Origin of the sequence: Pseudomonas sp., from assembly GCF_030684895.1 — a bacterium.
GTDB lineage: Bacteria > Pseudomonadota > Gammaproteobacteria > Pseudomonadales > Pseudomonadaceae > Aquipseudomonas.
Genome location: NZ_JAUXXP010000086.1, coordinates 55,010 through 81,422, shown reverse-complemented (window position 1 = coordinate 81,422; position 26,413 = coordinate 55,010). Strand labels below are relative to the sequence as shown.

The 26,413-nt window shown below is 59.9% G+C and carries 25 protein-coding genes and 3 pseudogenes; 19 read left to right on the top strand and 9 right to left on the bottom strand.

Going from position 1 to position 26,413, the window contains the following annotated elements; all coding sequences use genetic code 11:
- Positions 1-39: 39 nt before the first annotated feature.
- From Q8M42_RS19130 to Q8M42_RS19120, 3 genes are all read right to left on the bottom strand, one after another.
- On the bottom strand, positions 40-1,320 hold the full coding sequence (locus Q8M42_RS19130) for an OprD family porin (protein ID WP_304868424.1): 1,281 nt from the start codon (positions 1,318-1,320) through the stop codon (positions 40-42).
- A 78-nt stretch (positions 1,321-1,398) separates the two neighbouring features.
- Positions 1,399-1,722, bottom strand: coding sequence for a hypothetical protein (locus Q8M42_RS19125; protein ID WP_304868423.1), 324 nt, complete (start codon positions 1,720-1,722; stop codon positions 1,399-1,401).
- 72 nt (positions 1,723-1,794) lie between these two features.
- Positions 1,795-3,561, bottom strand: a complete 1,767-nt coding sequence (locus Q8M42_RS19120; RefSeq protein ID WP_304868422.1) for a cyanophycinase — start codon at positions 3,559-3,561, stop codon at positions 1,795-1,797.
- A 509-nt stretch (positions 3,562-4,070) separates the two neighbouring features.
- Here Q8M42_RS19120 and Q8M42_RS19115 point away from each other — a divergent pair.
- From Q8M42_RS19115 to Q8M42_RS19045, 15 genes are all read left to right on the top strand, one after another.
- The gene (locus Q8M42_RS19115; RefSeq protein ID WP_304868421.1) at positions 4,071-4,847 is read left to right on the top strand and encodes an ABC transporter substrate-binding protein; all 777 of its coding nucleotides are present in this window, start codon (positions 4,071-4,073) and stop codon (positions 4,845-4,847) included.
- A gap of 93 nt (positions 4,848-4,940) precedes the next feature.
- Complete coding sequence (locus Q8M42_RS19110) at positions 4,941-5,630, top strand: ABC transporter permease (RefSeq protein ID WP_304868420.1); 690 nt, start codon at positions 4,941-4,943, stop codon at positions 5,628-5,630.
- A gap of 15 nt (positions 5,631-5,645) precedes the next feature.
- Complete coding sequence (locus Q8M42_RS19105; RefSeq protein ID WP_304868419.1) at positions 5,646-6,341, top strand: ABC transporter permease; 696 nt, start codon at positions 5,646-5,648, stop codon at positions 6,339-6,341.
- A 9-nt stretch (positions 6,342-6,350) separates the two neighbouring features.
- Positions 6,351-7,463, top strand: coding sequence for a succinylglutamate desuccinylase/aspartoacylase family protein (locus tag Q8M42_RS19100; protein WP_304868418.1), 1,113 nt, complete (start codon positions 6,351-6,353; stop codon positions 7,461-7,463).
- Between the two features lie 20 nt (positions 7,464-7,483).
- The gene (locus Q8M42_RS19095; RefSeq protein ID WP_305285300.1) at positions 7,484-8,251 is read left to right on the top strand and encodes an ABC transporter ATP-binding protein; all 768 of its coding nucleotides are present in this window, start codon (positions 7,484-7,486) and stop codon (positions 8,249-8,251) included.
- A 132-nt stretch (positions 8,252-8,383) separates the two neighbouring features.
- A complete protein-coding gene (locus Q8M42_RS19090) occupies positions 8,384-9,331 on the top strand; it encodes a MurR/RpiR family transcriptional regulator (protein ID WP_304868416.1) in 948 nt (315 codons plus the stop codon).
- A 223-nt stretch (positions 9,332-9,554) separates the two neighbouring features.
- On the top strand, positions 9,555-10,349 hold the full coding sequence (locus tag Q8M42_RS19085; RefSeq protein ID WP_304868415.1) for an outer membrane protein OmpK: 795 nt from the start codon (positions 9,555-9,557) through the stop codon (positions 10,347-10,349).
- 150 nt (positions 10,350-10,499) lie between these two features.
- Complete coding sequence (locus Q8M42_RS19080; protein WP_304868414.1) at positions 10,500-10,994, top strand: LEA type 2 family protein; 495 nt, start codon at positions 10,500-10,502, stop codon at positions 10,992-10,994.
- Positions 10,995-11,044: 50 nt separating this feature from the next.
- Positions 11,045-11,386: a zinc ribbon domain-containing protein YjdM gene (locus Q8M42_RS19075; protein WP_304868413.1), complete on the top strand. Its 342-nt coding sequence runs from the start codon at positions 11,045-11,047 to the stop codon at positions 11,384-11,386.
- 284 nt (positions 11,387-11,670) lie between these two features.
- Positions 11,671-12,198, top strand: coding sequence for an oxidoreductase (locus Q8M42_RS19070; protein ID WP_304868412.1), 528 nt, complete (start codon positions 11,671-11,673; stop codon positions 12,196-12,198).
- Entirely contained in the window at positions 12,191-13,774 is a 1,584-nt protein-coding gene (locus Q8M42_RS19065) for a GGDEF domain-containing protein (protein ID WP_304868411.1), read from the top strand. The genes Q8M42_RS19070 and Q8M42_RS19065 overlap by 8 nt, the downstream gene beginning before the upstream one ends.
- A 7-nt stretch (positions 13,775-13,781) precedes the next feature.
- Entirely contained in the window at positions 13,782-14,144 is a 363-nt protein-coding gene (locus Q8M42_RS19060; protein ID WP_304868410.1) for a response regulator, read from the top strand.
- Position 14,145: 1 nt separating this feature from the next.
- Complete coding sequence (locus tag Q8M42_RS19055) at positions 14,146-14,748, top strand: hypothetical protein (RefSeq protein ID WP_304868409.1); 603 nt, start codon at positions 14,146-14,148, stop codon at positions 14,746-14,748.
- A 120-nt stretch (positions 14,749-14,868) separates the two neighbouring features.
- Positions 14,869-15,591, top strand: a complete 723-nt coding sequence (locus tag Q8M42_RS19050) for an ABC transporter substrate-binding protein (protein WP_304868407.1) — start codon at positions 14,869-14,871, stop codon at positions 15,589-15,591.
- Between the two features lie 34 nt (positions 15,592-15,625).
- The gene (locus Q8M42_RS19045) at positions 15,626-15,820 is read left to right on the top strand and encodes a hypothetical protein (RefSeq protein WP_304868405.1); all 195 of its coding nucleotides are present in this window, start codon (positions 15,626-15,628) and stop codon (positions 15,818-15,820) included.
- 18 nt (positions 15,821-15,838) lie between these two features.
- Here the strand turns inward: Q8M42_RS19045 and Q8M42_RS19040 are convergent, their stop codons facing one another.
- Positions 15,839-16,549, bottom strand: coding sequence for a hypothetical protein (locus Q8M42_RS19040; protein ID WP_304868403.1), 711 nt, complete (start codon positions 16,547-16,549; stop codon positions 15,839-15,841).
- A 316-nt stretch (positions 16,550-16,865) separates the two neighbouring features.
- Between Q8M42_RS19040 and Q8M42_RS19035 the strand changes: the two genes are divergently transcribed.
- The 3 genes and pseudogenes from Q8M42_RS19035 to Q8M42_RS19025 all read left to right on the top strand — a co-directional run.
- Positions 16,866-17,591: an endonuclease gene (locus Q8M42_RS19035; RefSeq protein ID WP_304868401.1), complete on the top strand. Its 726-nt coding sequence runs from the start codon at positions 16,866-16,868 to the stop codon at positions 17,589-17,591.
- 72 nt (positions 17,592-17,663) lie between these two features.
- Positions 17,664-18,245 (top strand): DUF1415 domain-containing protein, encoded by a 582-nt coding sequence (locus tag Q8M42_RS19030; RefSeq protein ID WP_304868400.1) that lies wholly within the window; start codon positions 17,664-17,666, stop codon positions 18,243-18,245.
- Between the two features lie 326 nt (positions 18,246-18,571).
- Positions 18,572-19,765, top strand: a pseudogene (locus Q8M42_RS19025) (FimV family protein); the annotation flags it as partial.
- Positions 19,766-19,840: 75 nt separating this feature from the next.
- On the opposite strand, the pseudogene Q8M42_RS19020 reads toward Q8M42_RS19025, so the two are convergent.
- Positions 19,841-20,944, bottom strand: a pseudogene (locus tag Q8M42_RS19020) (hypothetical protein); the annotation flags it as partial.
- A gap of 342 nt (positions 20,945-21,286) precedes the next feature.
- On the opposite strand from Q8M42_RS19020, the gene Q8M42_RS19015 reads away from it, so the two are divergent.
- Positions 21,287-21,646: a hypothetical protein gene (locus Q8M42_RS19015; protein WP_304868396.1), complete on the top strand. Its 360-nt coding sequence runs from the start codon at positions 21,287-21,289 to the stop codon at positions 21,644-21,646.
- A 212-nt stretch (positions 21,647-21,858) separates the two neighbouring features.
- On the opposite strand, the gene Q8M42_RS19010 is transcribed toward Q8M42_RS19015, so the two are convergent.
- From Q8M42_RS19010 to Q8M42_RS21040, 4 genes and pseudogenes are all read right to left on the bottom strand, one after another.
- Positions 21,859-22,518: a M35 family metallo-endopeptidase gene (locus tag Q8M42_RS19010; protein WP_304868395.1), complete on the bottom strand. Its 660-nt coding sequence runs from the start codon at positions 22,516-22,518 to the stop codon at positions 21,859-21,861.
- Positions 22,519-22,622: 104 nt separating this feature from the next.
- The gene (locus Q8M42_RS19005; protein WP_304868393.1) at positions 22,623-23,336 is read right to left on the bottom strand and encodes a DUF4349 domain-containing protein; all 714 of its coding nucleotides are present in this window, start codon (positions 23,334-23,336) and stop codon (positions 22,623-22,625) included.
- Between the two features lie 194 nt (positions 23,337-23,530).
- Positions 23,531-24,301 carry a methyl-accepting chemotaxis protein gene (locus tag Q8M42_RS21045; RefSeq protein ID WP_370692729.1) on the bottom strand — a complete coding sequence of 257 codons (771 nt, stop codon included), beginning with the start codon at positions 24,299-24,301 and terminating at the stop codon, positions 23,531-23,533.
- Positions 24,302-24,391: 90 nt separating this feature from the next.
- Positions 24,392-25,498, bottom strand: a pseudogene (locus Q8M42_RS21040) (cache domain-containing protein); the annotation flags it as partial.
- Positions 25,499-26,413 lie beyond the last annotated feature (915 nt).

Genomic DNA, 26,413 nt, shown 5'->3' with positions numbered 1-26,413 from the left:
AACCGGCCGCTTCACCAGCATGAGCGGCCGGCGACTGCCTTACAGAATGCTCAGCGGGTACTCGATGATCAGACGCACTTCGTCTAGGTCGTTGTCGAACGCAGTGGAGCGATGCGAGGCCTGGCGCAGACGCAGGGACAGGTCCTTGGCGGCGCCGGACTGCACCACGTACTTGGCCTCCAAATCACGCTCCCAATGTTTCTCGTCATCACCCGCCCAACCGGCGAAGGCACCATTCGGATCGGCCTTGGTGCCATCGATCTGGTCACCCTTGATATAGCGCGCCATAAAGCTCAGGCCCGGTACGCCGAAGCTCGCCATGTTCAGGTCGTAACGCACCTGCACGGAACGCTCATTCGGGGCGTTGAAGTCGGAGTACTGCACGGAGTTGGCCAGCCAGATCGAGTCGCCACCGATGTAGTCGAAGAACTCATCGCCATTGACCTTCTGGTACGCCAGGCTGAGCTTGTGCGCGCCGAAGCTGTAGGCCGCTTTCAGCGAGTAGGTCAGGGTATCCAGTTCACCTGCCAGCGCCTTGCCCTGCTCATCGGTCTTGTAGGCCACCAGGTCGAAGTTCAGCGACTGATCGTCAGCCAGCGGGATGGTGTAGTAGACGTTGGCGAAGTACTGACGCCAGATGTCTTCGGCTTCGCTGCCATAGAGCGCCACACTGAGGTTGTCGGTGAAGTTGTAGGTGCCGCCGACGAAATCGACGCTGCGTGCTTCGACTTCGGCGTATTCGCTGGTCAGCTCGCCATCGGAGTTGCTCGAGTTGCGGCGATTGATCGCGGTGAAATGACCCGCCTCAAGGGACAGGTTGTCGATCTCACTGCTCGACAGCTGAAAGCCGGTGGCAGTCTCAGGCAACAGACGCGAATCGCCAGTAGCGAAAACCGGCGCAGTGGGGCGCTGCTCACCGAACTTCAGCTCGGTAGAAGAGATACGTGCTTTGACCGCACCACCGATATGCCCGGTGTTGTCTTCGATACGGCCATCACCGTCGACCGGCATGATGCCATTGCCACGGCTGCCACGACCGCCATCCAGCTTGATCCCACCATAGGCATAGGCATCAGCACCCACCCCGACGGTGCCCTGGGTGAAACCGGACGAGTAGTGCAGCTGCATGCCATGCGCCCACTCATCACGGGTGTTGCGCTGGCTATTGAGGTAGTTGCGCTGCATGTAAAAGTTGCGATTAAGCAACTTCAACGTGCTGTCTTCGATAAAGCCCTTGGACTCCTGCTGCTCACCGGCAACGGCAAATTGCGAGCCGGCGGCGACCGCGAGGGCGATCAGGCTCAGTTTTACGACTTTCATGGCTTACTCCATTGGTTTTTTTATTGAACATCTCGAAAATCCGTCGCGGGTAGCGACGCACTCCTTGCAGCACTGGCGCTAAGCAAACTGCTCCAGCGACAGTTCGGGCGGGCACACGCCCTTGCTGATCACAGCCTCCAGGCACAGAGTCGTTTCAGACTCGGCCCAGCAAACGAAATAACCTTTTGCTTTCAATCGCTTAAGCTTGAACGACCATTCCAGCTCGGTGTGGTCCTGCAGCGCCCGCAGGCTCGCCGGCAGTTGGATAATCGAGTAGAAGCCAGCTGCGGTTTGCACTCGCTCAAGCACCCGCAAAGTGGGCTGCGCGGCGACTAATGCGTGGTTGCTCTGGGGCTGCAACAGCTTTTCCAGGGCGAACGATTCCAACCTGCTGATTTGCATACAGGGCTCTTGCTTGAATGCGGATTAGGGAGTCAGCGCCGTGGACAAGGCGGCGCTGAGCGACTTAGGTCATCACTTGAGCAAGCCACTGACCTTGGCCAGCGTCTGCGCCACTTCGGCTCGGGTCACCGATGCATTTGGGTTGAAGCGGCCCTTCTCCGCCTGCAACCAGCCCTCGCCCACCGTCAGGCTGGCCGCGTCGGCGAAGGCTTTATCGACGCCAGCGAGATCCGTCAGCGCGGCGGTTTTCGCCAGGCTGATGCCCTGATAACGCTCCACCAGCGCCTTGCAGGCCAGCGCCCACTCCTTGCGAGTGACCGGCTGGTTACCGGCGAAGGCATCCGAGCTGGTCATCCAGCCATTGGAAAGCACCACATTGAGCTGATCGCGCATCGGATCATCGGCGCCGATGTCTGCGAGTTTGGGCAGTGCATCTAGCTTGGGTTCTGCGGCGAGCGTCATTTGCAGGGCATTGGCCAGCTCCAGGCGACTGATCGGCCGCTGCGGCTCGAAGGCGTTCTGCTCGTTTAAGGTCATCAGGCCCCGGAAACTCACGGCGCGAATCGCATCGCCTGCAGCACCTGCGCCGGCATCTTTCGGTGCGCTGCTCGCTGGGTCGCCGAGGTTGGCGTTGACCGGGCGAATATCCAGGCGCACACCGTTGACGCTGTAGTTGGTCAGCGAATCGTAGAACTGGCTGTGGGCACTGAAGTCAGCGGTTTTGCTGAACTCGAAACGGTAGCCATAGTGGTAGCCGTTAAGCGGGTTGTAGCGGGTCATCAGGCCGACCTGACGCATCGCGGTGTTATCCGCCAGGCCATAGAGCACCGCGCGGCCAATTGCCGAAACGGCCGACAGATCGGTGATCAGCTGGTTGCCCACAAGGTATTCGTTGCCGGCCTCGATGGCGGCTTTGCCTTCGGCGGGCTGCACCTTGCCGTTGGCCAGGTCATAACGGTCGCCGTTACCGAGCATGGCCAGGCGCACATTGCTCAACTGGGTGCCGTACACACCGAATTTTTTCTCGGCCTGGCTGGCGTCCATCACCGTCAGGTAGCCCTCGCCCAGCACCTGCACCTGGCCCTCGGGGTTTACCCACATAGCGGTGTTGGTATCCAGGCCGAAGCCGCGGGTGGACTTCTGCTCGGCGAGGTAAGCGGCCATGCGCGCAGCGCGGCCGGTACTGGTTTCTTCGATCTGGTCGAGGTGCTGATCGATGATGCCGCCGCTGAACAGGCCCGAGCCTTTCAGCACCGCTGCGCCGCGCTGGTCGGCCTTGCTGGCCACGCCAAAGTCCAGGGTATCCATAACCACACCATAAGCAGTGGGCATCTGCGCGCCGAGGATGCTGGCACCCGCGCTGGTACCGGCGACCACGCCGCCTTTGTCATACACCTTGCGCACTTCCTGCATCAGCAATGATGGGCTGCCATCGGCATTAAACAGCGCGCGAGCAATACGCGCCTGATCGCCACCAACAAACCACACCGCGCTGGCCTCACCCAGTGGCTTGACCACGGCCGCGTCATTCATGGTGGTCTGGTAGTTGCTCTTGTCGATGCCGACGATGCTGATGCGCTCGGCCGGGATGCCCAGCGCCACCAGCTCACTCATAAAGCGCTTGCTCGAACTCTGGCTGCCGCTGGCGGTTGGCATGATCACGATGCGTGCCTCTTTCTCCCCGCCCGCCAGTTCGATGAACTTGGCGTACACCGGCGAATTACTGGCCCGCAGCATGCCACCGACGGCCAGTAAGTGCCCTTCAGCCAAGGCTGCTGAGCTTGCACAGGAAAGGATCAGGGCGGCCACCGCCACGCGCTTGTTCAGCTGCTTTTTCATTGTTATTGCTCTTGTTATGAGAACTCGTGCGAGCCGGTGTTCCGGTCCCGTCAGCGCCTCCCTGCAGCAGGTAAAACACCACGCCAGTCCTGGCTTTTCGGCTGTGAATTTAAATTTTCACAATCTCGCTTTGTGAAATTTTATATACCAACAAGAAAACCCGATCAAGCCTTTAGCGCTGGCATATGGCCGTTCCAACGGTGCCAAAAAAATCTTCACCAGCAGCTATCCGCCGCGTTAGAGCGGCTTGAGCCATTTATCCGACAGAACGCATTTGACACAAATATTTCTAATAAGTAGCTTTATGAAAATAAACATGTCACACATATCCACACTAAAACCTCAGGTCTGGCCTACCTAGCCCGGCCGCAACGAACAGAAGCCCACAAGGCTTCAGGTTGCACGCCGCGCCATCTGGCGAGGCCATCGCTGCAGGCAGTACCTGCTGATCGCAGGCTAAAGCATGACGATTAGCACTAACCCAAACCGCCCCATCAGGAGTCAATAAGATGAACAAGATCGCACTTCTCGGCGCTCTGGCGCTCAGCGCCGCCAGCACCTTCAGCTTCGCCAGCCAGGACAACCTGCGCATCGGTATCGAGGCGGCCTACCCACCCTTCGCCTTCAAAACCCCTGACGGCAAGATCAGCGGTTTTGACTACGACATCGGCAACGCCCTGTGCGCCGAAATGAAGGTCAACTGTGAGTGGGTTGAGCAGGAATTCGATGGCCTGATCCCCTCGCTGAAAGTACGCAAGGTCGACGCTGTGCTGTCGTCCATGTCGATCACCGAAGACCGTCTGAAGTCGGTGGATTTCAGCAAAAAGTACTACCACACCCCCGGCAAGCTGGCGATGAAGGCCGGTAGCGAAATCAAGGACCCGCTGGTTGACCTCAAAGGCAAAAAAGTCGGTGTACAGCGCGCGTCTACCTACGACCGTTTCGCCAGCGACCAATTCGAGAAAGCCGGTATCGAGGTGGTGCGTTACGCCTCGCAGAACGAAGCCTTCCTCGATCTGGCTTCCGGTCGCCTGGACGCCACCCTGGCGGACATCATCAACATCGATGAAGGCTTTATCAAAACTGACGCAGGCAAGGGTTTCGCCCTGGTCGGCCCGGACTTCAACGACCCGAAATACTTCGGTAACGGTGCCGGCATCGCGGTGCGCAAAGGCGATAGCGAAAACGCCGCCCGCATCAGCGCCGCCATTGACGCAATCCGCGCCAACGGCACCTACCAAGACGTGCAAGCCAAGTACTTCGAGTTCGATATCTACGGCAAGTAAGTACTGCTAACGCACTGCGGGTGCCTCCATATGGGAGGCACCTTTTTCTCGTTGTAGCGCAGGCCACTCGGCCTCTGCGTGAGGAACCCCATCATGCTCCATGGCTACGGCTCGACCATTCTCGAGGGCGCCTGGCTGACCCTCAGTCTGGCCCTGACTTCCATAACCCTGGCAATTGCCCTGGGCCTGGTTGGCGCAGCGTTTCGCCTGTCCCCGCTGAAATGGCTGGCACTGCTCGGCGAAGGCTACGCCACGGTTATTCGCGGCATTCCTGATCTGGTGCTGATTCTGCTGATCTTCTACGGCGGCCAGGACCTGGTAAACCGTCTGGCCCCGCTGCTCGGCTACCACCACTACATCGACATCAACCCCTTTATCGCCGGGGTTTGCACCATGGGCTTTATCTTCGGCGCCTACCTCTCGGAAACCTTTCGTGGCGCCTTTATGGCCATTGCCAAAGGCCAGGCTGAAGCCGGTGCGGCCTACGGCATGAGCGGCATACAGGTGTTCTGGCGGATTCTGGTGCCGCAGATGATCCGCTTCGCCATTCCCGGCTTCACCAACAACTGGCTGGTGCTGACCAAGGCCACCGCGCTGATTTCCGTGGTGGGCCTGCAGGACATGATGTTCAAGGCCAAGAACGCCGCCGACGCCACCCGCGAACCCTTCACCTTTTTCCTCGCGGTTGCCGCGCTGTATCTGTTGCTTACCACTGTGTCCCTGCTGGCCCTGCGTCTGCTGGAAAAACGCTACTCCGTGGGCGCCCGCCTGGCCGAACTCTAAGCGAGACCTTCTACCGTGCTCGATTTCCAATTGATTGCCGACAGCCTGCCGCTCTACGGCAGCGGCGTACTGGTGACCTTCAAACTGCTGTTTATCGCCCTCGCGCTTGGCCTGGCGCTGGCCATTCCATTGGCGCTGCTGCGCGTGTCGCGCACGCCCTGGCTTAACGGTCCGGCCTGGCTCTACACCTATGTAATCCGTGGCACGCCGATGCTGGTGCAGCTGTTCCTGATCTATTACGGCCTGGCGCAGTTCGAGGCGGTGCGAGAGAGCGTGCTGTGGCCGTACTTCTCCAGCGCCACCTTCTGCGCCTGCCTGGCATTTGCCATCAACACCAGCGCCTACTCGGCGGAGATCCTGGCGGGCAGCCTTAAAGCCACGCCCCATGGCGAGATCGAGGCGGCGCGGGCCGTGGGCATGTCGCGCGTCACCCTGTACCGCCGCATCCTGCTGCCATCGGCCCTGCGCCGGGCGCTGCCGCAGTACAGCAATGAAGTGATCATGATGCTGCACACCACATCGCTGGCCTCGATCGTCACCCTGATCGATATCACCGGCGCGGCGCGCACCGTCAGTTCGCGCTACTACATGCCATTCGAGGCCTTTATCACCGCCGGGCTGTTCTACCTGGTGCTGACTTTTATCCTGGTGCGCCTGTTCAAGCTGGCAGAAGGCCGCTGGCTGGCTCACCTGGCCCCGCGCAAGAACTAAGGGAACCCCATGCAACATATTCAGCACCAGCTGCCCTGGAGCACGGCGGGCACGGAACGCCGGCTTTCGGTGTTTCGTTTTGGCAGCGGCCCGCGTAAGGCGTATATCCAGGCCTCCCTGCATGCCGATGAGCTGCCGGGTATGCGCGTGGCGGTGGAGCTCAAGCGCCGCCTGGCAGAGCTAGAGCAACAGGGCCGCCTTCACGGGGTAATCGAACTGGTGCCGGTAGCCAACCCGATTGGCCTGGGGCAGATGTTTCAGGCCACCCATCAGGGCCGCTTCGACCTGGCCAGTGGGCAGAACTTCAACCGCGACTTTCCTGCGCTGGCTGAGCTGATCGCGCCACGGCTGGAAGGCCGCCTGGGCGACGACGCCCAGGCCAACGTGACGCTGATTCGCAGCCTGATGATTGAGGCCATTGCCGCGCTGCCGCCCGCCAGATCGGAGCTGGACGGTCTGCGCCGCCTGCTGCTGCAACAGGCCTGCGACGCGGATCTGGTGCTCGACCTGCACTGTGATTTCGAGTCGATCATGTTGCTCTACGCCTTGCCGCAGCATTGGCCAAACCTGCAACCACTGGCCGCCCGCTTGCGCGCCGGCGCGGTGTTGCTGGCTGAAGACAGCGGCGGCAACTCCTTCGATGAAGCCTGCGCCGTACCCTGGCTGCGCCTGGCCGAGCGTTACCCGCAGGCGCAGATTCCACTGGCCTGTATGGCGACCACCATCGAGCTGCGCGGCATGGCCGACACCGAGCGCACGCAGGCGCAGCACAGTGCCGACGATATTCTCGGCTTTTTCGCCGGCCAAGGCCTGATCAGCGGCGACTGGCCCGCCGCGCCGTTCACCTGTTGCGAAGCCACGCCCTTTGCCGGCGCGCAGTACGCCTATGCGCCGCATCCCGGCGTGGTGAGTTTTCTGCAACCGCTGGGCGCGCGGGTCAATATCGGTGATCCGTTGTTCGAGGTGATCGACCCGCTGAGCGATCAGCACTCCGTGGTGCATGCCACCACCTCAGGAATCCTCTACGCCCGCGAACGCCTGCGCTATGCCCAGCCAGGCCTGTGGCTGGCCAAGGTCGCAGGCGCGCAGCCGATTCGCCAGGGCCGCCTGCTTACCGACTAACAACAAGAGAATCCACTGCCATGTACACCTTGCACATCGACAACCTGCACAAACGCTATGGCACCCATGAAGTGCTCAAGGGCGTGTCCCTGACGGCCAAAGCCGGCGATGTCACCAGCATCATCGGCTCCAGCGGCTCGGGTAAGAGCACCTTCCTGCGCTGCATCAACCTGCTGGAGCAACCGCACAGCGGGCGCATCCTGCTTAATAACGAAGAGCTGAAACTGCAGCCAAGCAAAGCCAGCGGCGCGCTCAAAGCCAGCGATGCCAAACAGCTGCAACGCATGCGTTCACGCCTGGCCATGGTCTTTCAGCACTTCAACCTGTGGTCGCAGATGAGCGCCCTGGACAACGTGATGGTAGCACCGGTGCATGTGCTCGGCATGAGCAAGAAGGACGCCCGGGAGAAAGCCGAACACTACCTGGCGAAAGTCGGCGTCGCCCATCGCAAGGACGCCTACCCCGCACATATGAGCGGCGGTGAGCAACAACGCGTGGCCATCGCCCGCGCCCTGGCGATGGAGCCTGAAGTGATGCTGTTTGATGAGCCGACCTCGGCGCTGGACCCGGAGCTAGTTGGCGAGGTGCTCAAGGTCATGCGCGACCTGGCCGAGGAAGGCCGCACCATGGTGGTGGTCACCCACGAAATGGGCTTTGCCCGCGAAGTGTCCAACCAATTGCTGTTTCTCCATCAAGGCCGCGTCGAAGAAAGCGGCTGCCCGCGCGAGGTGCTGGCCCAGCCCAAGTCTGAGCGTCTGCAGCAGTTTCTCGCGGGCAGCCTTAAATAGACGGCGCCTACAGGCCGACCGCGCGCAGTGCCACAGCCTCGGTCGGCTTCGGATACACTTCAGCCGCAACGACCCAGGCCCGCCCCGACCCGGCGCGCACGCCCAATCCCTCAACGTGCTGAAAGCCCATCCATGCCGACCTCTGCCAAGAACGTAACTGTCTACGCCGCCCCGGTGATGCGCAAACTGGCGGAAATCGCCCCGCACCTGCAGCCCTCGCTGCGCAAGGTGGCCGACTTTATCCTGCGCCATCCATTGAAAGCCGCAACCCTGACCATCGAGGAAATGGCGGTGGAAACCGCCACCTCGGCGGCCGCCGTCAACCGCCTGGCCAAAGCCATCGACCTGGGCGGCTATACCGGGCTGAAAGCCGAGCTGGTCAGCACCCTGCAGCAGATGGTGTCGCCGGTGGACAAGCTGCGCAACGAACTGGCGCATCGCCCGGACGGCGCTTTCGGCTTGCACGAACAGGTGCAGATCGCCAGCAGCAACCTGGCCACCGCCGGCGCCAATAACAGCGCGGACACCTTTGAAGCCTTTGTCAGCTGCCTGATCCATGCACGCAAAATCTACATCCTCGGCTTCGGCAACAGCGCCTATATGGCCGGCCTGGCCGCCGCCAACCTGGTGCCGTTCTGCGCCGATGCCACAGCCGTGAGCATGGAAGGCGGCAACGAAAACGCCGCGTATCGCCTGGCGGCCATCACCGAACAGGACGTGCTGCTGTCGATCTCTCTGCCGCGCTATTCCCTTGATACGCTGCAGCTGTCGCGCTTTGCCAGTGAACGCGGCGCGACCGTGCTGGCGATCACCGATTCGCCCGCCTCGCCGCTGACCACCATCGCCACACACGCACTGTTTGCCCCAGCCGATCACCCGGTGCTGATCAGCTCCAACACCTCGGTACTGGCGCTGATCGAAGGCCTGGTCGCCGGCGTCATGGCGCGTAACAAGGAAGCGGTGCAACTGGCCGCCGAGCTGACCGAAAGCGTGATGTCCTACCTGCATGTAGCGGGCAGCGACAAGCCGGTGCGCAAGCCGATCAAGCGCCGCACCAGCACCACGCCGCGACAGAGCTAGCAGGCGCACCAACTTAACGCCGAAACTGTCCAGCCGATCAGTTATCAGTGCATACAGCGTATGTACATTCCCCCGGAAACCACTAGAGTGCGCGCCCGCAGCGCTCTAGTGGCGGTGCCGTCGATAAACTCAGGACTTGGCCTTGTTCTTGCTGAAGCTCCGACAGCCTGACCACTCAGACAGGTTTAAAACGATAATTCAGCACTTTGGGGAGCACCACTCGATGAACCGTACTCTTTCCTCTTTGGTCCTGGCGGGCGGACTGCTGGCGGGCGGCCAGGCCGTAGCGGGTGACCTGCTGCACTGGCAGAACAACAGCCTGACCTACCTCTATGGCCAGGATTACAAGATCGACCCGGAAATCCAGCAGACCATCACCTTCGAGCACGCCAGTGGCTGGGCTATCGGCGACCTGTTCTTCTTCGTCGACACCATCAAGTACAACACCGACGCCACCAATGGCGCAGGCGACGGCCACACCTTCTACGGCGAGTTCTCACCGCGCCTGTCGTTCGGCAAGCTGTTCAATAGCAAGCTGGAATTCGGCCCGATCAAGGACGTGCTGCTGGCCGCTACCTACGAGTTCGGCGAAGACGATGTCGAGTCCTACCTGATCGGCCCAGGCTTTGACTTGGCGATCCCCGGCTTCGACTACTTTTCGCTGAACTTCTACAACCGCACGACCGATGGCAAGCGCGACGGCGATAATGTCTGGCAGATCACCCCGGTGTGGAGCTACACCATTCCGGTGGGCAAATCCGATATCGTGATCGACGGCTTTATGGATTGGGTGGTCGACAACGACAAGAGCTACCACGCCAACCTGCACTTCAACCCGCAGATCAAATACGACCTGGGCAAAGCCATGAGCTGGGGCGAGAAGCAGTTGTATGTCGGCATCGAATACGACTACTGGAAGGACAAGTACGGCATCAAGGACAGCGGTTTTGTCAGCGACAACTTCGTCGGTGCGACTGATCAGAACACCGCCAGCCTGCTGGTAAAAGCGCACTTCTGATACGCAGTTGCACACCCGCCAGCCCCTGTACTTGCAGGCCGGCGGGCTTCCTCGATGTCACCCTTCCCAGGCTTATTTGCCCAGCTGCGGCGTAATCGCCGCAGTATCAAGGTCTTCTACTCTGTGATGACTCAGCAGTGGAAACCCAGTATGCCCAACGCCCTTCACCGCACATTCGCCCGTACCCTGCTTGTCAGCCTGCTGCTCACCCTGGCCGCGTGCAGCACCCTGGCGCCGCGCGACCCATTGCGTATTGAGCTGGTGGGGATCGAGCCGCTGCCCGGCGAAGGCCTGGAAGCACGCTTCGCGATCAAACTGCGGGTGCAAAACCCCAATGACCAGCCCATCGATTTCGACGGCGTAGACCTGGAATTGCAGGTCAACCAGCAGCCGCTGCTCAGTGGCGTCAGTAACCAGCACGGGCAAGTGCCCCGTTACGGCGAAAGCATCCTGCGCGTACCCGTCAGCCTTTCCGCCTACGCCGCATTGCGCCAGGCCTGGGGCATGGCCGGCTATCAGGACGGCCAGGGCCTGCCCTACGAACTGCGCGGCAAACTGGCCAACGGCCTGTTTGGCACCTGGCGTTTCAATGACCGTGGCACGCTGAACTGGCCGCAATTGCCCGCGCCCGGCGCAGCGCGATAAAACCCTATACAATATGCGGCCTTTTCTTATCGACCCATCAAGGACCCGCCGTGAGCACGTTGCCGCCCTGCCCTAAATGCAACTCCGAATACACCTATGAAGACGGCGCCCAGCTGGTCTGCCCGGAGTGCGCCCACGAATGGTCGGCCACTGGCGCGAGCGACGCGGCCGATGACGCCAAGGTGATCAAGGATTCGGTGGGCAACGTGCTACAGGACGGCGACACCGTCACCGTGATCAAGGACCTGAAAGTCAAAGGCTCATCCCTGGTGGTCAAGGTTGGCACCAAGGTCAAGGGCATCCGCCTGTGCGACGGCGACCACGACATCGACTGCAAGATCGACGGCATCGGCGCGATGAAGCTGAAATCCGAGTTCGTGCGCAAAGTCTGAGCGCAGCACCTGCCAGAAAAAGCCCCGGCCAGCTGCCGGGGCTTTTTTCTGCGCGCGAGACACACCGGTAAAACCACCTAGCAACGCACTACAGGCTATTACTGACCACCTAGTCGAACTACCCGCTTTGCAATCCTGGGCTACCCTTCTGGCTACACTAGCGAGCCGGCAATGCCCAGGCACGGGACAATTAGCTTGGTTGTCGCCCACGACAACTGCATAAAGATTGGAAATCTAAGTTCAACAATTAAACAGTGGTGCTATCGCCCAAGGTAGATTCAACAATGAGTGTGCGGTTCATTATTCAGCATATTGCTATCACCACCCTGCTCTCGCTGCTTTATTCGATTAGCGCCAGTGCGACTCAAGGCCCGGAACCCACCCGCAGTAAAACCCTGCTGGCCCTGCACTGGGTCGATGACCAGGGCGTGCCACGGCAAACCCGCCTCAACCTCGAAGATTTGGATGCCCTGCCGCAAAGCACCCTGACCCTTGAGCTGCCGGAGACTTTCGGCATCCAGGGCAGCCACAGTTGGCAAGGCATCAGCCTGCGGGAGCTGCTCAAGCTGAGCGACAGCAGCGGCCAGTCGATTCGTCTGCAGGCGCTGAACGGTTATTACGCAACCCTGCCGATCAGCGATGCTGAACAATTCAATCCAGTTCTGGCTTATCGGCGCGACGGACAGAATTTGACCATCCGCGAGAAGGGCCCGTTTATCCTGATCTACCCATTCAATAAATTTAAGCAACTTGGCCAACAAGTTTATATAAACCGCTCCGTCTGGCAGATCAATGAAATCCATATTGAATAAGACCTATCTGAGCAGACTATTCAAACAACCGACGCGTGGCAGTTGGCTGACTGAAGCATTACTGTTGGCCGTTATTCTGATGGCCGTCGCCACACTCTATGCACTGCGCATTACCCAGCTGGAAATGCACACCCTGGCCAAACCGCAGCAGAACCATGACCTGTGGTACGTCACCAACACCGCGTTGGAACTGCACAACCTCGGCCGGGTGGCCCGCAAAGCCGACGCAACCGAGACGCTGCAGGATGCGCGGGACGAACTGGAGGTGCGCCTGGATGTATTGGCCAGCCTGCTTAAACCCGCCGAGTTTGCGCCGAAAGTATCGAAAACCATCCTGCACACCCTGCCGCAGGCTCAACAAACCCTGAATGCACTCAGCGAGCGCATCGAGGCCTGGAGTTATCGCCTGGCCAACAGCGCCGACCCGGCCCAGGTCATTCAGGAGATCGTCAATCAGGCCGACGCCCTCTCAGAAAACCTGCGCCATGTGGTACTCGCCGTGCATATCGCCAGCACCAACGCGCAGGACCAGGCGCGCATCAAGCACTACGAGCACTTCGTGCTACTCGCCTGGATTCTGCTGGCCCTGCTGATCGGCATCACCCTGCTGGTGATCAAGCTGATCAGGGACCGGCAAATCATGAAACGCCTGTCCAGCCACCTCGAAGCGCTGAACAAACGCCTGGAAATGCGCGTCAACCGCCGCACCCGCCAACTGGCCGAGAGCAAGGCGCTACTGATGTTTATTCTCGATGCCAGCCCCAGTGAAGCGGCGCTGGTAAATGCCGAAACCGGCGACGTGCTGTTTATCAACAAGACCCTGCTCGACAAGCTGGAACTCAGCAGCCCGCCAGAGCAACTGTTCCTGAGAAGCCTGCTGGTCGACACCGTGCAGGGCGAGGCGTTTCTCGACGAACTCGATCAATACGGCCGCGTCGACAACTGGGAAGCCCAGGTCATGCCGCACAAGCCGTACTGGAGTTCGTTGTCGGCCAAGCTGGTGGAGATCGAAGGCAAGCTCGCCCACCTGCTCTGGGGCTTTGATGTCAGCGAGCACCGCAGCCTGCTCAACCTGCTGGAAACCCAGGCCAATACCGACTCACTGACCAAACTGTACAACCGGCGCGCATTCTACAAACTCGGCGAACAGGTGCTCGATGGCTGCAAACGCTATGAACATCCGTGCAGCGTGCTAATGATCGACATCGACCACTTCAAGCAGATCAACGACACCCACGGCCATGCAGTAGGCGATGAAGCCATCTGCAGCCTGAGCCAGACCTTGCGCGACACCCTGCGCGAAGCCGATATCATTGGCCGCATGGGCGGCGAAGAGTTTGCCGTGCTGTTGCCGCACACCGACCAGCAACAAGCTCTGGAAAGCGCCGAGCGGCTGCGCCAGGCCGTTGCCGCCACCCCAATAAACAGCACCACCGGCACCCTGCAGATGACCATTTCGATAGGTGCAGCCGTGTTCAACCCGCAACACAGCACTACCCTGGAGCAGATGTTGATCACGGCTGACAAAGCGCTTTATCAGGCCAAAACCACTGGCCGCAATCGCGTGGAGATTTGATACCGCTATGGCAAAGAACTTTCTGATCGTCGATGACAGCATGGTCTCGCGCATGATGACCAAGAGCATCCTCGCCAGCCTGCAGCCCGGCTGGACGGTGTTTGAAGCCGCCAGCGGCCAGGCGGCTATCGAGACCTGCCGCGAGCACGCCATCGACCTGATCAGCATGGACCTGAACATGCCGGGCATCAGCGGCCTGGAAGCCGCAACGGTGATTCGTCAGGAGCATCCCGGCATCAGGATTGTCATGCTCACAGCCAATATCCAGTCGGCCATCCAGGAGCAGATCCAAGCCCTTGGCCTGCCCTTTCTGGCCAAACCGATAACCGCCGACAAGGGGCCAGCGCTCTTGCAAGCGCTGGAACAGTGACATGCTTAAACTATCGACACTGCAAACGGATGTGCTCTGCGAGATGTTCAACATCGGTATCGGCCGCGCCGCTGCCGCCATGAGCGACATGCTCCAGGATGAAGTGCTGCTGTGCGTGCCCGAGCTGCACTTTGTCACGGTCAGCGAAGTGACCGAACACCTCGGCAAAAAAAGCGCCTCGATGTACTGCATCCGCCAGCCATTCACCGGCATGTTCTCCGGCAACGCCCTGCTGATCTTCCCCGAGGACAAGAGCCTGGAGATGGTCAAGATACTGATCGGCGACGTACCGCCTGGCACCGAGCTGCTGCAGATCCAGCGCGACGCCCTGCTGGAAGTGGGCAACGTGGTACTCAACGCCTGCCTGGCCTCGCTGGCGGAAATGACCCGCACACCATTTGAATGCAGCCTGCCCTCGGTCGATGCCGGCGACACCCGCAAAGTGCTCGGCACCCGCGTGCAGAACCATGTGGTGATGCTGATTCATATCCGCTTCGAGCTGAAAAAACAGGATATCGAAGGCTTCGTGGTCTTCGTGATGAACTCGACCTCCTACGAAGACCTGCTGCAGGCGGTCAACCGCTTTATTGCCACGCTGGGTTAACGACCAGACGGTTACATAAAGACGCTTAAAACAGCACAGCGCCAGCAGCATCTGCCGCGTAATTGGCTAGCATCAATACAGAGCAAATCGCTCATTCGAGGCGCCCGCCTGGAGGACCTCATGCGTATTGTTGCGCTGTGCCTGACGCTGCTACTGCCCTGGGCTGCGCAGGGCGAGACGTGGAAAGTGGTAGGCGATGAACAGTTTGCGCCCTACAGCTTTGTCACCATCGAGGATGACCAGCCGCGCGGGCTGGATGTCGAGCTGGTGGAGGCGGTGATGCAGGAGGCCAAAATCCCCTACAGCCTGCGCCTGTACCCTTGGGAGCGGGTCAAACGCATGATTGATCGCAGCGAAGTGGCCATGGCCTTTCAGTTCGCCGGCACCCCTGAACGGATGCAGCAATATGAGCTGGTTGGGCCGATTCGCACCGGTTCCACGGTGTTTATGACCTCGCGCAAAATCACCCTCAACGACTGGGCCGAGCTTGACGACCTGCTGCCCTACACCATCGGCCAGGTACGCGGCTACGCCTACCAGTCGGACTTCGACAAGGCCGAGCTGTCACGCGACATCAGCGCGCAGAACCCTCGGCAGCTGGTGTCGATGCTGCTGGCCGGGCGCATTGATGTAATAGTTGGCGATCGGGTGCAACTGATGTACTTCGTGCGCGAGCAACGCGCCGAGCAAAATGTACGCATCCTGCCTAAACCACTGGTGGAAATGCCGCGTTATGTGGCCTTCGCCAAGGGTGATAGCGCCCGTGCCAAAAAGTTCTCGGCAGCACTGGAGCGTTTAAGACAGGCTGGCACTCTGGATAGCATTCACAAGCGCTGGCACTAAGCCGCGCCTTTTATACCTTTGTTCAGGAGCCACCATGCGCATCGCCCTTTCGTTATTACTGCTATCAACCACCCTCAGCCTGAGCGCCTGCGGCCTCGGCGAAACGGCGGCCACCGCCAGCCTGCAGGCCGAGCAAGCGGCGCAACTGCAGCAGCAGGCCGAACAACTGAAACAACAGATCGAAGCGGCCAATGTGCAGAGCAATAAGCGTTTGGAAGAAGGCTACTGAGAAAGGACGGAAACGCCCTTACTGCACCGGTAGGAAGTTCAAAAACAGCAGGCCCTGGGCATAGCTCACGCCCATACGCCGATAGCGCTCATCCAGCACATCGGTGAGCAGATCCAGGCGTGCGACTATCTTGCCGAACTCCACGGCATAGCTGAGGTTATGCCCCGCGGCGGAAATCTCGTTGGACAGCAGCCAGGGTTTGCCCCCGGCATCTGTGCGCTGCGCAAGCATCCAGCTGGCCTTCTCGAAATTGCGCGCGGCGTTATGGATAAACTGCGGGTCCAGCGTGTCGCTTAGGTAGTACTCGGTGCGCCCACCGTGGGCGGTAATCAGCATGCTCGCCAGCGAATAGATAAACGCCCCCACACGGTCGCCTTGGTACTCGGCGCTCAGGGCATAGCTCAGCGCCGCCACATCAGTGCGCCCGCCCAGTTGCGGCAGCGGCTGATCGAGTTCGATGGCGCGGTGTACCGCACGTTTGACGGACTCCACATCAGCCAGACCAGTCTTGCGCCACTCCCGCGGGTTGCGCAGGTACAGCTTGTCCATCAGACGGTAGAGGCTATTGAGGTTGTTGCGCATGCCCAGGGTGGCCATGCGGTCGGCATGGCTTTGGAAGAATTCGGTGGGTTTGATCGCGCTGCGGTTGCTGATGATGGTCTGATGATCCTGCCGAGTTGAGCAACCAACGACAGCCAGCAACAGCAAAAGCAGCACCGACAGGCGCATTGCCACAGCACTCCCGCCCGACCAGGCGGGGCCCGTTTTCAGCCATTGCCAACGCTGCACAGTGCTCATCAGAGGAGGTCGTCCGCTGCGGTGTGATGGGGTAACGCTAGCAACAAAATCCAGATTGGCCAGTTTTCCTCCCAAATACATGACTTTCAGCACAATCAAGCACCTAGCTGCATAAGCTCAGGTGGACTGCCAACAGACCGCATCACAGGCAAAAGGTTGGCGACCACTGATCAGCGCGCCTTCAAAAGGCCCGTCGCAGAGCGCTTTAAGCGGTATGATCCGCAGCTTTTTGGCTGCCGAGTGCCCCATGCTGCGTCTGTTTGTGCTGTTTTGCCTGTTAGTCACCCTGCCCGCCTTCGCCGATGCTCCGAAAACCTTCAACGCCGCGAAGAAAATCGCCTGGCAGTTGTATGCCGAGCGACCCAACACCTTCTATTGCCAATGCAGCTACAGCGGCAACCGGGTTGACCTCGGCAGTTGCGGCTACAGCCCGCGCAAACAGCTGCGCCGGGCCGAGCGCCTGGAGTGGGAGCATGTGGTACCGGCCTGGGTGATCGGCCATCAGCGGCAATGCTGGCAGAACGGCGGACGCAAGAACTGCGCGCGCAACGAGGCCAGCTTCAAGGCCGCCGAAGCCGACCTGCACAACCTGGTGCCGAGCATCGGCGAAGTAAATGGCGACCGCTCCAACTACGCCCTCGGCATGCTCAGCGACAAGCCCACGCAGTACGGCGCCTGCCCGATGGTAGTCAACTTCAAGGCAAAAACCGCCATGCCGCCAGCCCACGCGCGCGGCGCGGCAGCGCGCATCTATCTGTATATGGCTGAGCGTTACCAGCTGCGCCTGTCCAAGCTCGACCGCCGCACCTACGAAGCCTGGAGCCGCCAATACCCGATCAGCGAATGGGAGCGCTGGCGCAACCAGCAGGTCGGCTGCGTGATGGGCCACGGCAACCCTTATGTCGGCGCCATCGACCTCGGCCGTTGCAGCCCGCTCCGCCGCGCCGGCAACCCGCAATACAACAGCGGTTAAACCTCAATCCCAAGAGCCTGCGCGCAGCTATTGACGCTAAACTTCACGCCACGCCAACCCGAGTATCGCCCTATGCCCAGCACCGCCACCCCGAGCGCCGCCCACGCCATTGCCGAAACCCGCGCCTGGGTTGATCGTGCCGTGATCGGCCTGAACCTCTGCCCGTTCGCCAAGGCGGTGCAGGTCAAAGGGCAAGTGCGCTATGTGGTGTGCGCCAGTGCCGAGCCGGAAGAGCTGCTCAGCGCCTTGATCGATGAGCTGCACGCGCTCGCCAACTGCGAGCCCAGCGAAACCGACACCACCCTGCTGATCCACCCCGCCGCGCTCAACGATTTTCTCGACTTCAACGACTTTCTCGCCGTGGCCGACGACACCCTCGACCACCTCGGCTATGCCGGCATTCTGCAAGTGGCCAGCTTCCACCCGCAGTTCCAGTTTGCCGACACCGGCGTAGACGATGTCAGCAACGCCACCAACCGCTCGCCCTACCCGACCCTGCATATCCTGCGCGAAGCCAGCATCGACCGCGCCGTCGCCGCCTTTCCCGACCCGGAGACGATCTTCGAAGCCAATATCCAGACCTTGGAAGATCTCGGCGCCGAAGGCTGGGCTTCCCTGCAGGCGCAATGCCGCAAAGACGCGCAAAACAGCTAAGCCGCAAACGCGGGGCTGCCAGAAACACCTGACAGCGCAACAGCCTTACTTATCTCCCCGGAGCCCACGCCCATCCGAACGAGCGCGCGGACGCTGCGTACCCGACGAATGGACGCTATTAGCCGCAGTTCTCAGCAAGAACCTTGAGAGATTTGCAAGCTGATCAACACAATTAATCGGCGCAACTCCATAAAATCCCCAGCTCTTTCGAGGCGGCCAATACTGGCCGAGTTGATTGCCGAGCGCGCTTACCTCTGCGGGCAGACGGCAACAACGCTCAAGATCCTCTCGCTGGTCGAGAAACAGACAACACAAGGGATAACGCTATGGCTCGGGTTCGTAAACTGGTGCTGGCAATCGCAGCGGCTTCTGCGCTGTCATCCGGCATGGCGCACGCGCTAGGGCTGGGTGAGGTGACGCTGCAGTCAGAGCTTAATCAGCCATTGGTAGCTGAAATCGAGCTACTGGAGAGCCGTGGCCTGGATGCCAACGAAGTGATCCCGACCCTGGCATCCCCAGAAGCATTCAATAAGGCCGGGATTGATCGCCAGTTCTTCCTGACTGACCTGACATTCACCCCGCTGATCAAAGCCAATGGCAAGAGCGTTATCCGGGTGACCTCGAATAAGCCGATGCGTGAGCCTTACCTGAACTTCCTGGTACAGGTGCTCTGGCCGAATGGCCGTTTGCAGCGTGAATACACCCTGCTGCTGGACCCGCCGCTCTACACCGCGCAAAGCGTGATCCCTGCTGCTGTACAACAGCCGGTAACCGCCGCATCTTCTGCGCCACGCGCACAGTCACCTGCGGCGCGCTCAGCGGTTACTGCAACTCAGCCAGCCGCCCCCGGCACTGCTGCCGGCACATCGCTGGCAGGCAATGAGTACCAGACCACCGCCAACGACAACCTCTGGGACATTGCCAACCGCGCGCGGGCTGGCGGCAGCGTGCAGCAGGCCATGCTGGCGATCCAGGCGCTGAATCCGCAGGCCTTTATCGATAACAACATCAACCGCATGAAAAGCGGCCAGGTGCTGCGCCTACCCGATGCCCAACAAATCAACAGCCGCACACAAAGCGCCGCCATCGCGCAGGTTAACGAACAGACCGCAGCCTGGCGTGAGGGCCGCAGTGTTGCCGCCAGCGCCCGGCAGCTGGATGCCAGCAAGCGCAATACCGCAGCCGCTACGCCAGCCACCATTGAACGCCGCGACAACCTGAAACTGGTTGCGGACGGCAGCGACAAGGCGGGCGCCGGCAGTGACAAAGGCAGCGCAGGCAACAAGGCCCTACTTGATCAGTTGGCGATAACTCAGGAAAGCCTCGATTCGACCAATCGTGAAAACGCTGAACTGAGAAGCCGTATTGCCGACCTGCAGAGCCAACTCGACAAACTGCAGCGGCTGATCCAATTGAAAGACGATCAGATGGCCAAACTACAGGCTTACCTGGCCGCGCAAAATCAGGCTCCAGCTGTAACGCCTGACGTGTCAGCGGCTACAGCTGAAAATCAAACGCCTGTGATTCCTTAATCCTTAAGCCCAAGAGCGATCAAAGCCCACAGCAGTAGGCTTTGATCACGGCACTTAGCTACTCGCCGGGGTGCACTTGGCCTGCGCCGCTTCGGCAGTCAGGTTACGCACCGAGGTGTAGAACAGCTCGCAGGTCTGTAGTTTTTCAGTGACCTGCCATTTCTCGCTGCAGCTGCTCAGCACCGGGCTCGCGCTCTGATTGGGTTGTTCGCCCATGCGTGCCTGCCAGCAGGCCGCGCTGAGATCTTGCCCCATAACCTTGAGGCCGGCAGCATCGGCTTTCTGCTGATCGCCGTTATAGTTTTCCGGGTCAGCGGCGTACCAGATGTAACTAGGGTGGTTGGCGCCGAGCACGGCTACCTGCTGCCCAGCGGCCGGGCTGATCTGCGCCAGACCGAGGACATCGACAGAAACCCCGTACTGCTGATTAACCCAGCTGCGCACCGGGCTGCCAAAGGCCACCATGGGCAACGCCTGGCCGTCTTGGCCAGCGGTCAACTGCATAACCATCTGCGTCTGGTAGGCATTGAAATAGCTGTAAACCCCCTCAAGCGCGCTACCGGCGTTGGCCGGCGCGGCAATCGGGGCAATGTCGATGATGGTCTGAAAGGCCGGTGTCTGCGCGGCATTGATGCCGTTCTGGGTCAGCAGATCAGCCCAACGGTTTGTGGTGCTCGACTCTAAATAGTCCTGCGCCTGGGTCAACGAGTAATCCGGCGGGAAGTGCAGCAACTCAACGCTCTTGCGGTTATCGAGTGCCATGCCCAGCGGCAGGAACAACGACCAGTTGTATTGCCACTTGCCATCCTTGTTGAGCAGTTTGGCGCCACTGTAAGCCAGCTCTCCGGTCTTCAGCAGTTGCTCGAGTGGTTTACCGTAGCCCTCGGGCACCTCGGTAAATTTAGCGTAGAGATCTTGCTGCTCGCGGTGCACGCTGACCTTGGCGGTGGCGTAACCATCACGCTGCAAGCTCTGACGCAGGTAGTGCTCGGCGGTCTGCTCCAGCGTCCAATCGCGATAGCAGATCACATTGCAGTTATTGGGGTAGGCAAACAAACGGGTAACGCGCTCGGTGCTGCCCAGCTTGACCGTGACATCCGCAGCTTGAACATGACAGGCCAACAGCCCAGCGCCTGCGGCAAGCAAAAATCCTTTGCAACTCAACATAAGCGACTCCTTGAATGAGGTGGCTTTCTGCGCTTCCGGCTCCAAGCCTAGGGCTAAAGTGCAAAAGCAAAGGCGGCGGAATGAATTATTTTTTGCTCCGCCAGCCTGCCGATACTGCCAAATATTTCCTTCTGCAGCACAACTGAGCTGCTTTGAGTTTCAGCACTGCCCTAGCCAGTCGAGCATAAATACACGGTAGCGTTTTGAGCGGTTTGCCCTGCACCTAATCAGCCCACGCCGCCCTGTTTTACACAGGCTTTACATTGCGCCCTGCAATGCCGCGCAACACCCAGTGTCGAAACTACAAGCCGGGAAAGACCGGTTTGCAGAGGAGTTTCGATCATGCTGTCGCGTATCCCCCTTATCACCGGACTGGTGGCCAGCCTGGCGCTGTTTGACCAGGCGCAGGCTTCCAACCGTGACGCAGCGATTGCCGGGGCCGTGGTGGGCGCAGTGATTGGCGGCGTTATCATCAGCCAAAGCCGACCCGTGCAGGTCTACACCCCACCACCACCGGCGTATTACCCACCACCGCCAGTGGCCTATTACCCGCCGCAACCGGTGCATTACCCGCCACAAGCGATCTACTACCAACCGGCACCGGTGTATTACGTGCAAGAACGGCCGCGCCACAAACGCTGGTATGGCCAAGAACACCGTCGACACGACGGGCGTGGCCATAGACATGGATATCGCTGGTAAACAAAAAAGCCCCGCAATTGCGGGGCCTGCCTATCAGCATCCTACGGATCTGAACACAAAAAATGCCGCCTCCCTGACAAGGGAGAAGCGGCATTTATCTTATGTGAACAGCATTGGGCTTCTGGACATCCATCAGCCAGAACACCAACCGGCCCCTGCGCTCCGGCAACACCGGCAACACCGGCAACACCGGCAACACAGAATGGTGACACTCAATCGTAAAGCTGCTCGACAAAGAATTCGTAATTGTCGGCATTGTCAACGGCACGACCTGGGGTATTCGTGGCCAGGTTCGCTGCGTTAACCGGGCCATAGCCACCAGGGATATCCTCGGTATTACCAATCGAGTGGGTCATTTCATGCAGCACGCTGCCGGCCTGGGTATCGAAGCCCACGTTGGCAGGCAGCGCAAAGAAGGCATTGCAGAACCACACATCAAAATCACCGCGCACACGCGCATTCGTCGCCGCAATATCACCAGGCTGGTCACAAGGCACAGCCGGATTGATCCGGCAATAGGCGGTCAGCGTGCTGTTTGAGCTGAGCTTGAAACGCACACCATCCAGCACGCCGCGTACTCGCTGATAGCGGCCCTGCTCGAAGGTGCCAAACCAGGTGCGATAAGCGCTCGGCGCGTTATTGCGCAGTGCCTGCTCGTTGTTGTTCACCAGGTTGTAGGCATCATTTGCCCAGGTCGTGGCGCGCGCCACCGCATTGGCGACGGCAAGGCGATCAGGCGCGTTAGCGCATGAGCCGTCGTAAACGATGTTTACCGCCATAGCCGGCTGCGCCAGCGCCAACAGCAACGCCAGCCCGCCCAACAGGCGTGCAAGGGACAACGGAGTGAAGGATGAAACAGGGGTGATATCCATAATTGGCTTCCTTGTGCAGGTTAAGGGCAACCATCGCAGTTGCGGATGGCAACCCCTTGTAAAACCCTGCACGCGACGCAATCAGCAGGAAGCCTTTCCGCAGACTATTCGCGGATGATGAACAGCTTGGTGACAAACCACTCGGCGCCCTTGTACAGATAACCCAGCGGGCCATAGATAGTGGCGGGCTTGGCCGGCACCTGCTGACGCAGCTCAACGGTCAGGGTGGACATCTGGATCTGATCTTTGAGGATGCGCATGCGCGCGTCCATCGAATCGATTTCCGACTGCACGCGGTTAAGCTCACTCTCGATCTGCAGGATGTCTTTCACGTCTCGGGCCTTGCCGAGTAGCTCTTTAAGGCGATCACGCAGCGCACGGTTATTGTTCAGACGTGTCTCCACATCGACGTACTGCTCGGTAACATCCTCACCCTTAACATGGCGCCGCAGCACAGTGCCGCTCTGCTCGACGCTGCCCATGGCCACCTCGAAAGCATCCTTGGGCACACGGTAAACCAGGCTCTGGCTGTCATCGCCGTAATCACTGGTATCCTCAACATACCCACCCAACGCCAGCATGCGCTCGGTGAGCTGAGCCTTAGCCTTGTCGAGTTCAACAACCTCCAGGGTAAAACTGGCGGTCCAAACCAGTAACCGCCCAGCCGCCTTGCCTTGCAACTGTGTACCCGGCACTGCAGCCTCGGCGGAAGCAGCCGCCCCGCCCGGATAATCGCCACCGCGCGAAGCGCATCCCAACACACTGCCCAGCAGCACGCAGAGCACCCAGAACTTCCATTGATTCAGGTATCGCTTCATCCGTAAGGCCCTCTCTGACCCGCACAGTAAATAAGCCGGCGATCATACGGGGCGCGATAGAACAACGTCATGTGCGACAGGTGCGCTCTGCTAACTCGACCAGCTATTAGCCAGTGGGTTTGCGCACGTCAATGGATATAGCAGGCAGAAAAAACCCCGCATTTGCGGGGCTTTATCTGGGGATTAACCCGCGCTTACTCGGTGCGGAAACGCACCACCAGTTGCTTCAGCTCACTGCTCAAGCCGCTTTGCTCTTGGGCATAGCTCTCCACTTCCGATGCTTGAACCGATATCTGCGTCACCGCATCGTTGATGGCGACGATGTTCTGGTTGATTTCCTCGGTCACCAGGTGCTGCTCCTCAGTCGCCGTGGCGATCTGCATGGTCATGTCGCGGATCATCTGCACCTTGCCCTCAATGCTTTCGAAGGCCGCCATAACCTCATCGGACAGCACGATGGCCTTGCCCGACTCGACCAGGCTCTGGTCCATGCTCACCGTCACTTCCTTGATGCGGTTGACCAGCAGATTGAGGATGTTGTTGATCTGCTCGGTGGAGTCCTGGGTGCGTTTGGCCAGGTTGCGTACTTCATCGGCCACCACCGCAAAGCCACGGCCCTGCTCGCCCGCGCGGGCGGCTTCGATGGCGGCGTTGAGGGCCAGCAGGTTGGTCTGCTCGGCGATTTGCTGAATGGTCGAGAGGATATTGTTGATATTGACCGTTTCCTTCTCCAGCTCCTGCAGCACCTTGCTGGAGTTCTGGATGCTGGCGCCGAGCTTGTTGACCCCCGACGTGCTGCGGGCGATCACCTCTTTACCATTGCGCGTGGCCACCAGCCCCTGCTCCGACACATCGGCGGTCTGCACGCAGGTCTTGGCCACCTCATTAGCCGCCGACGACATCTCGGTCACCGCCGTGACGATCTGCTCCACCGAACTCAACTGACGCTGCAGCGTGGCGGACATCGCCGTGGTGCGCTTGTTGGTGTCGCTGGAAACCCCATCCATGCTGATGGCGTTCTCCTTGATCACCCGGATCATGCCCTGAATCGACTCGATAAACTGATTGAACCACTTGGCCAGCTCGCCGGTTTCATCCGTGCTGAGCAGGTCCAGGCGGCGGGTCAGGTCACCTTCACCCTGGGCGATGGTGCGAAGCCCGTCCTTCACCAGATTGATAGGGTTGACGATGCGGTTGGCGATCACTACCCCAGCCGCGCCGAATACCAGCACCAGCACGATGCACACCACCAGGGTGATCCAGGTCAGCTCACGGGCGCTCGCGTAAATCTCGTCCGCCTGCTTGAAGCCGACAAACTTCCAGCCCAGCTCCGGCGAGGTGTAGACGTTGGCCATATACGCCACCCCGTCGATCTCCACCTCGACCAGGCCGTTTTCGGTCTTGCCGATGGTGGCAAAGTACTCGCCAGGCAGCTCGCTGACCTTCTTGAAGTTGTTGTCCGGTTTCAGGCCATCCACCAGCAAGGTGCCGCTGCCCTCCGCCAGCATCAGAAAACCGGTTTCGCCAAAGCGCACCTTCTGCGCCATATCGGTGAGCGCCTTGAGCGACACATCCACCGCCACCACCCCGGCAAACTGCCCGGCGGTGTCCTTGAAGCCCTTGAGCACCGAGACATACACAGCATCATCCGGCTCCCAGTAATAACCGTCGCGGCGGCCCAGGGTAAAGTTGGCGTCACGACCGATGGGGTACCACTCGCGCGTGCGCGGGTCCCAGTCACCGTAATCCCCGGTGCCCGGCCACTCCACATAGCCGCCCTTGGTATCGCTCATGTAGACGTAGCCGAAGGTGGGGTTGTTCTTACCGATGCTGGAGAAGTAATCGAAAATCTGCTTCTCGCGCCCACCATTGGCGGTGGCCACCTCGCCCGGCTTGCGCGCCTCACCGAAGTAGGTGGTCAGCTCACCGTTCTCGGCATCCTTCACTGCGGGATATTCCGCCAGGGCGGAAACGGTGTAGCCCACCGAATCAAAGAAAGTGGCGAAGCTGTTGTTCACCAGCTTCATATCCAGGCTGCTGGCGACCAGGAAGTTCTCTTTGGCCTGCTGCGTGACATTGCGAATCGTCAGCAGCGCCACCACCAGTACCGGAATCAGGGTTGCAACCAGAAAGCTCAGCAACAGCTTGGACTTGATATTCATGGGACATCGCCTTCTAGCTGGCCAGTAATACGCTTTATCGGCGCTTGTAGAGGATAGTTAAGGCTGATCGCCGCGCCAGCGCTGGCCTCACCACGACACAGCTGCCGCGCGAAAGCGACTGTCGCGGTAAATCGGCGGCTGGTTGATCGGCTCGGCTTACTGGTTTCGGCTTTACGCCGATGACTCGCATCGCTGAGACGTACTGATTCAGCAAAAGCATCCCGTAGGGTGAGCTAACCGCCACAGCGGCAGTGATGCGAATTGATGGTTTCGCCCTTACGGCGAGTTACTTTCTCTTTGCTTGTGCAAAGAGAAAGTAACCAAAGAGAAAGCACACCCTGCATACGGGTCTGGCTTCGCCAGACTTCCCTCGCTCCAGCACTGTTCCGAGGGTCGTCACGGTGAGCCATCCCTGGCCCATCGTTCCTCGTTTGGCATCCATGCCAAACGCCCCTCTCCACAGCACCTCCACTCGGCCTCCTGACGGGATTCGGGGACCGCGTTGCTTACACGATTTGTGGACGACAAAAACAAAAAAGCAAAAGCAACGCGGCCATGGGCCGCTCCTACGGGTTCGTAGCCTGTAGGGCGGGTGAAACCCGCCATGCTTTTCAACCAGCGATTTCATAGACGACGCCAAACGCCCCATCAGAAGGCCGAGTGAAATTGTTGTGGAAGGGAGCGAGCCGCATGGATGCGGCGAGAGGCGTAAAGGGCCAGGGACGGCCCTTGTACGCCGGCCCCTGGAACAATGATGGAGCGAGGGAACCCGACGAAGTCGGGCCGGATGCAAGGGGCAAGACCTCTTGGTTACTTCTGGGGCGTTTGCCAGAAGTGACCCGCCGTAAGGGCGGAACCGTTAGACCAATCCGCACAGATGCGACGAGTATAAAAGTCGACAAGCAGGATAAATTT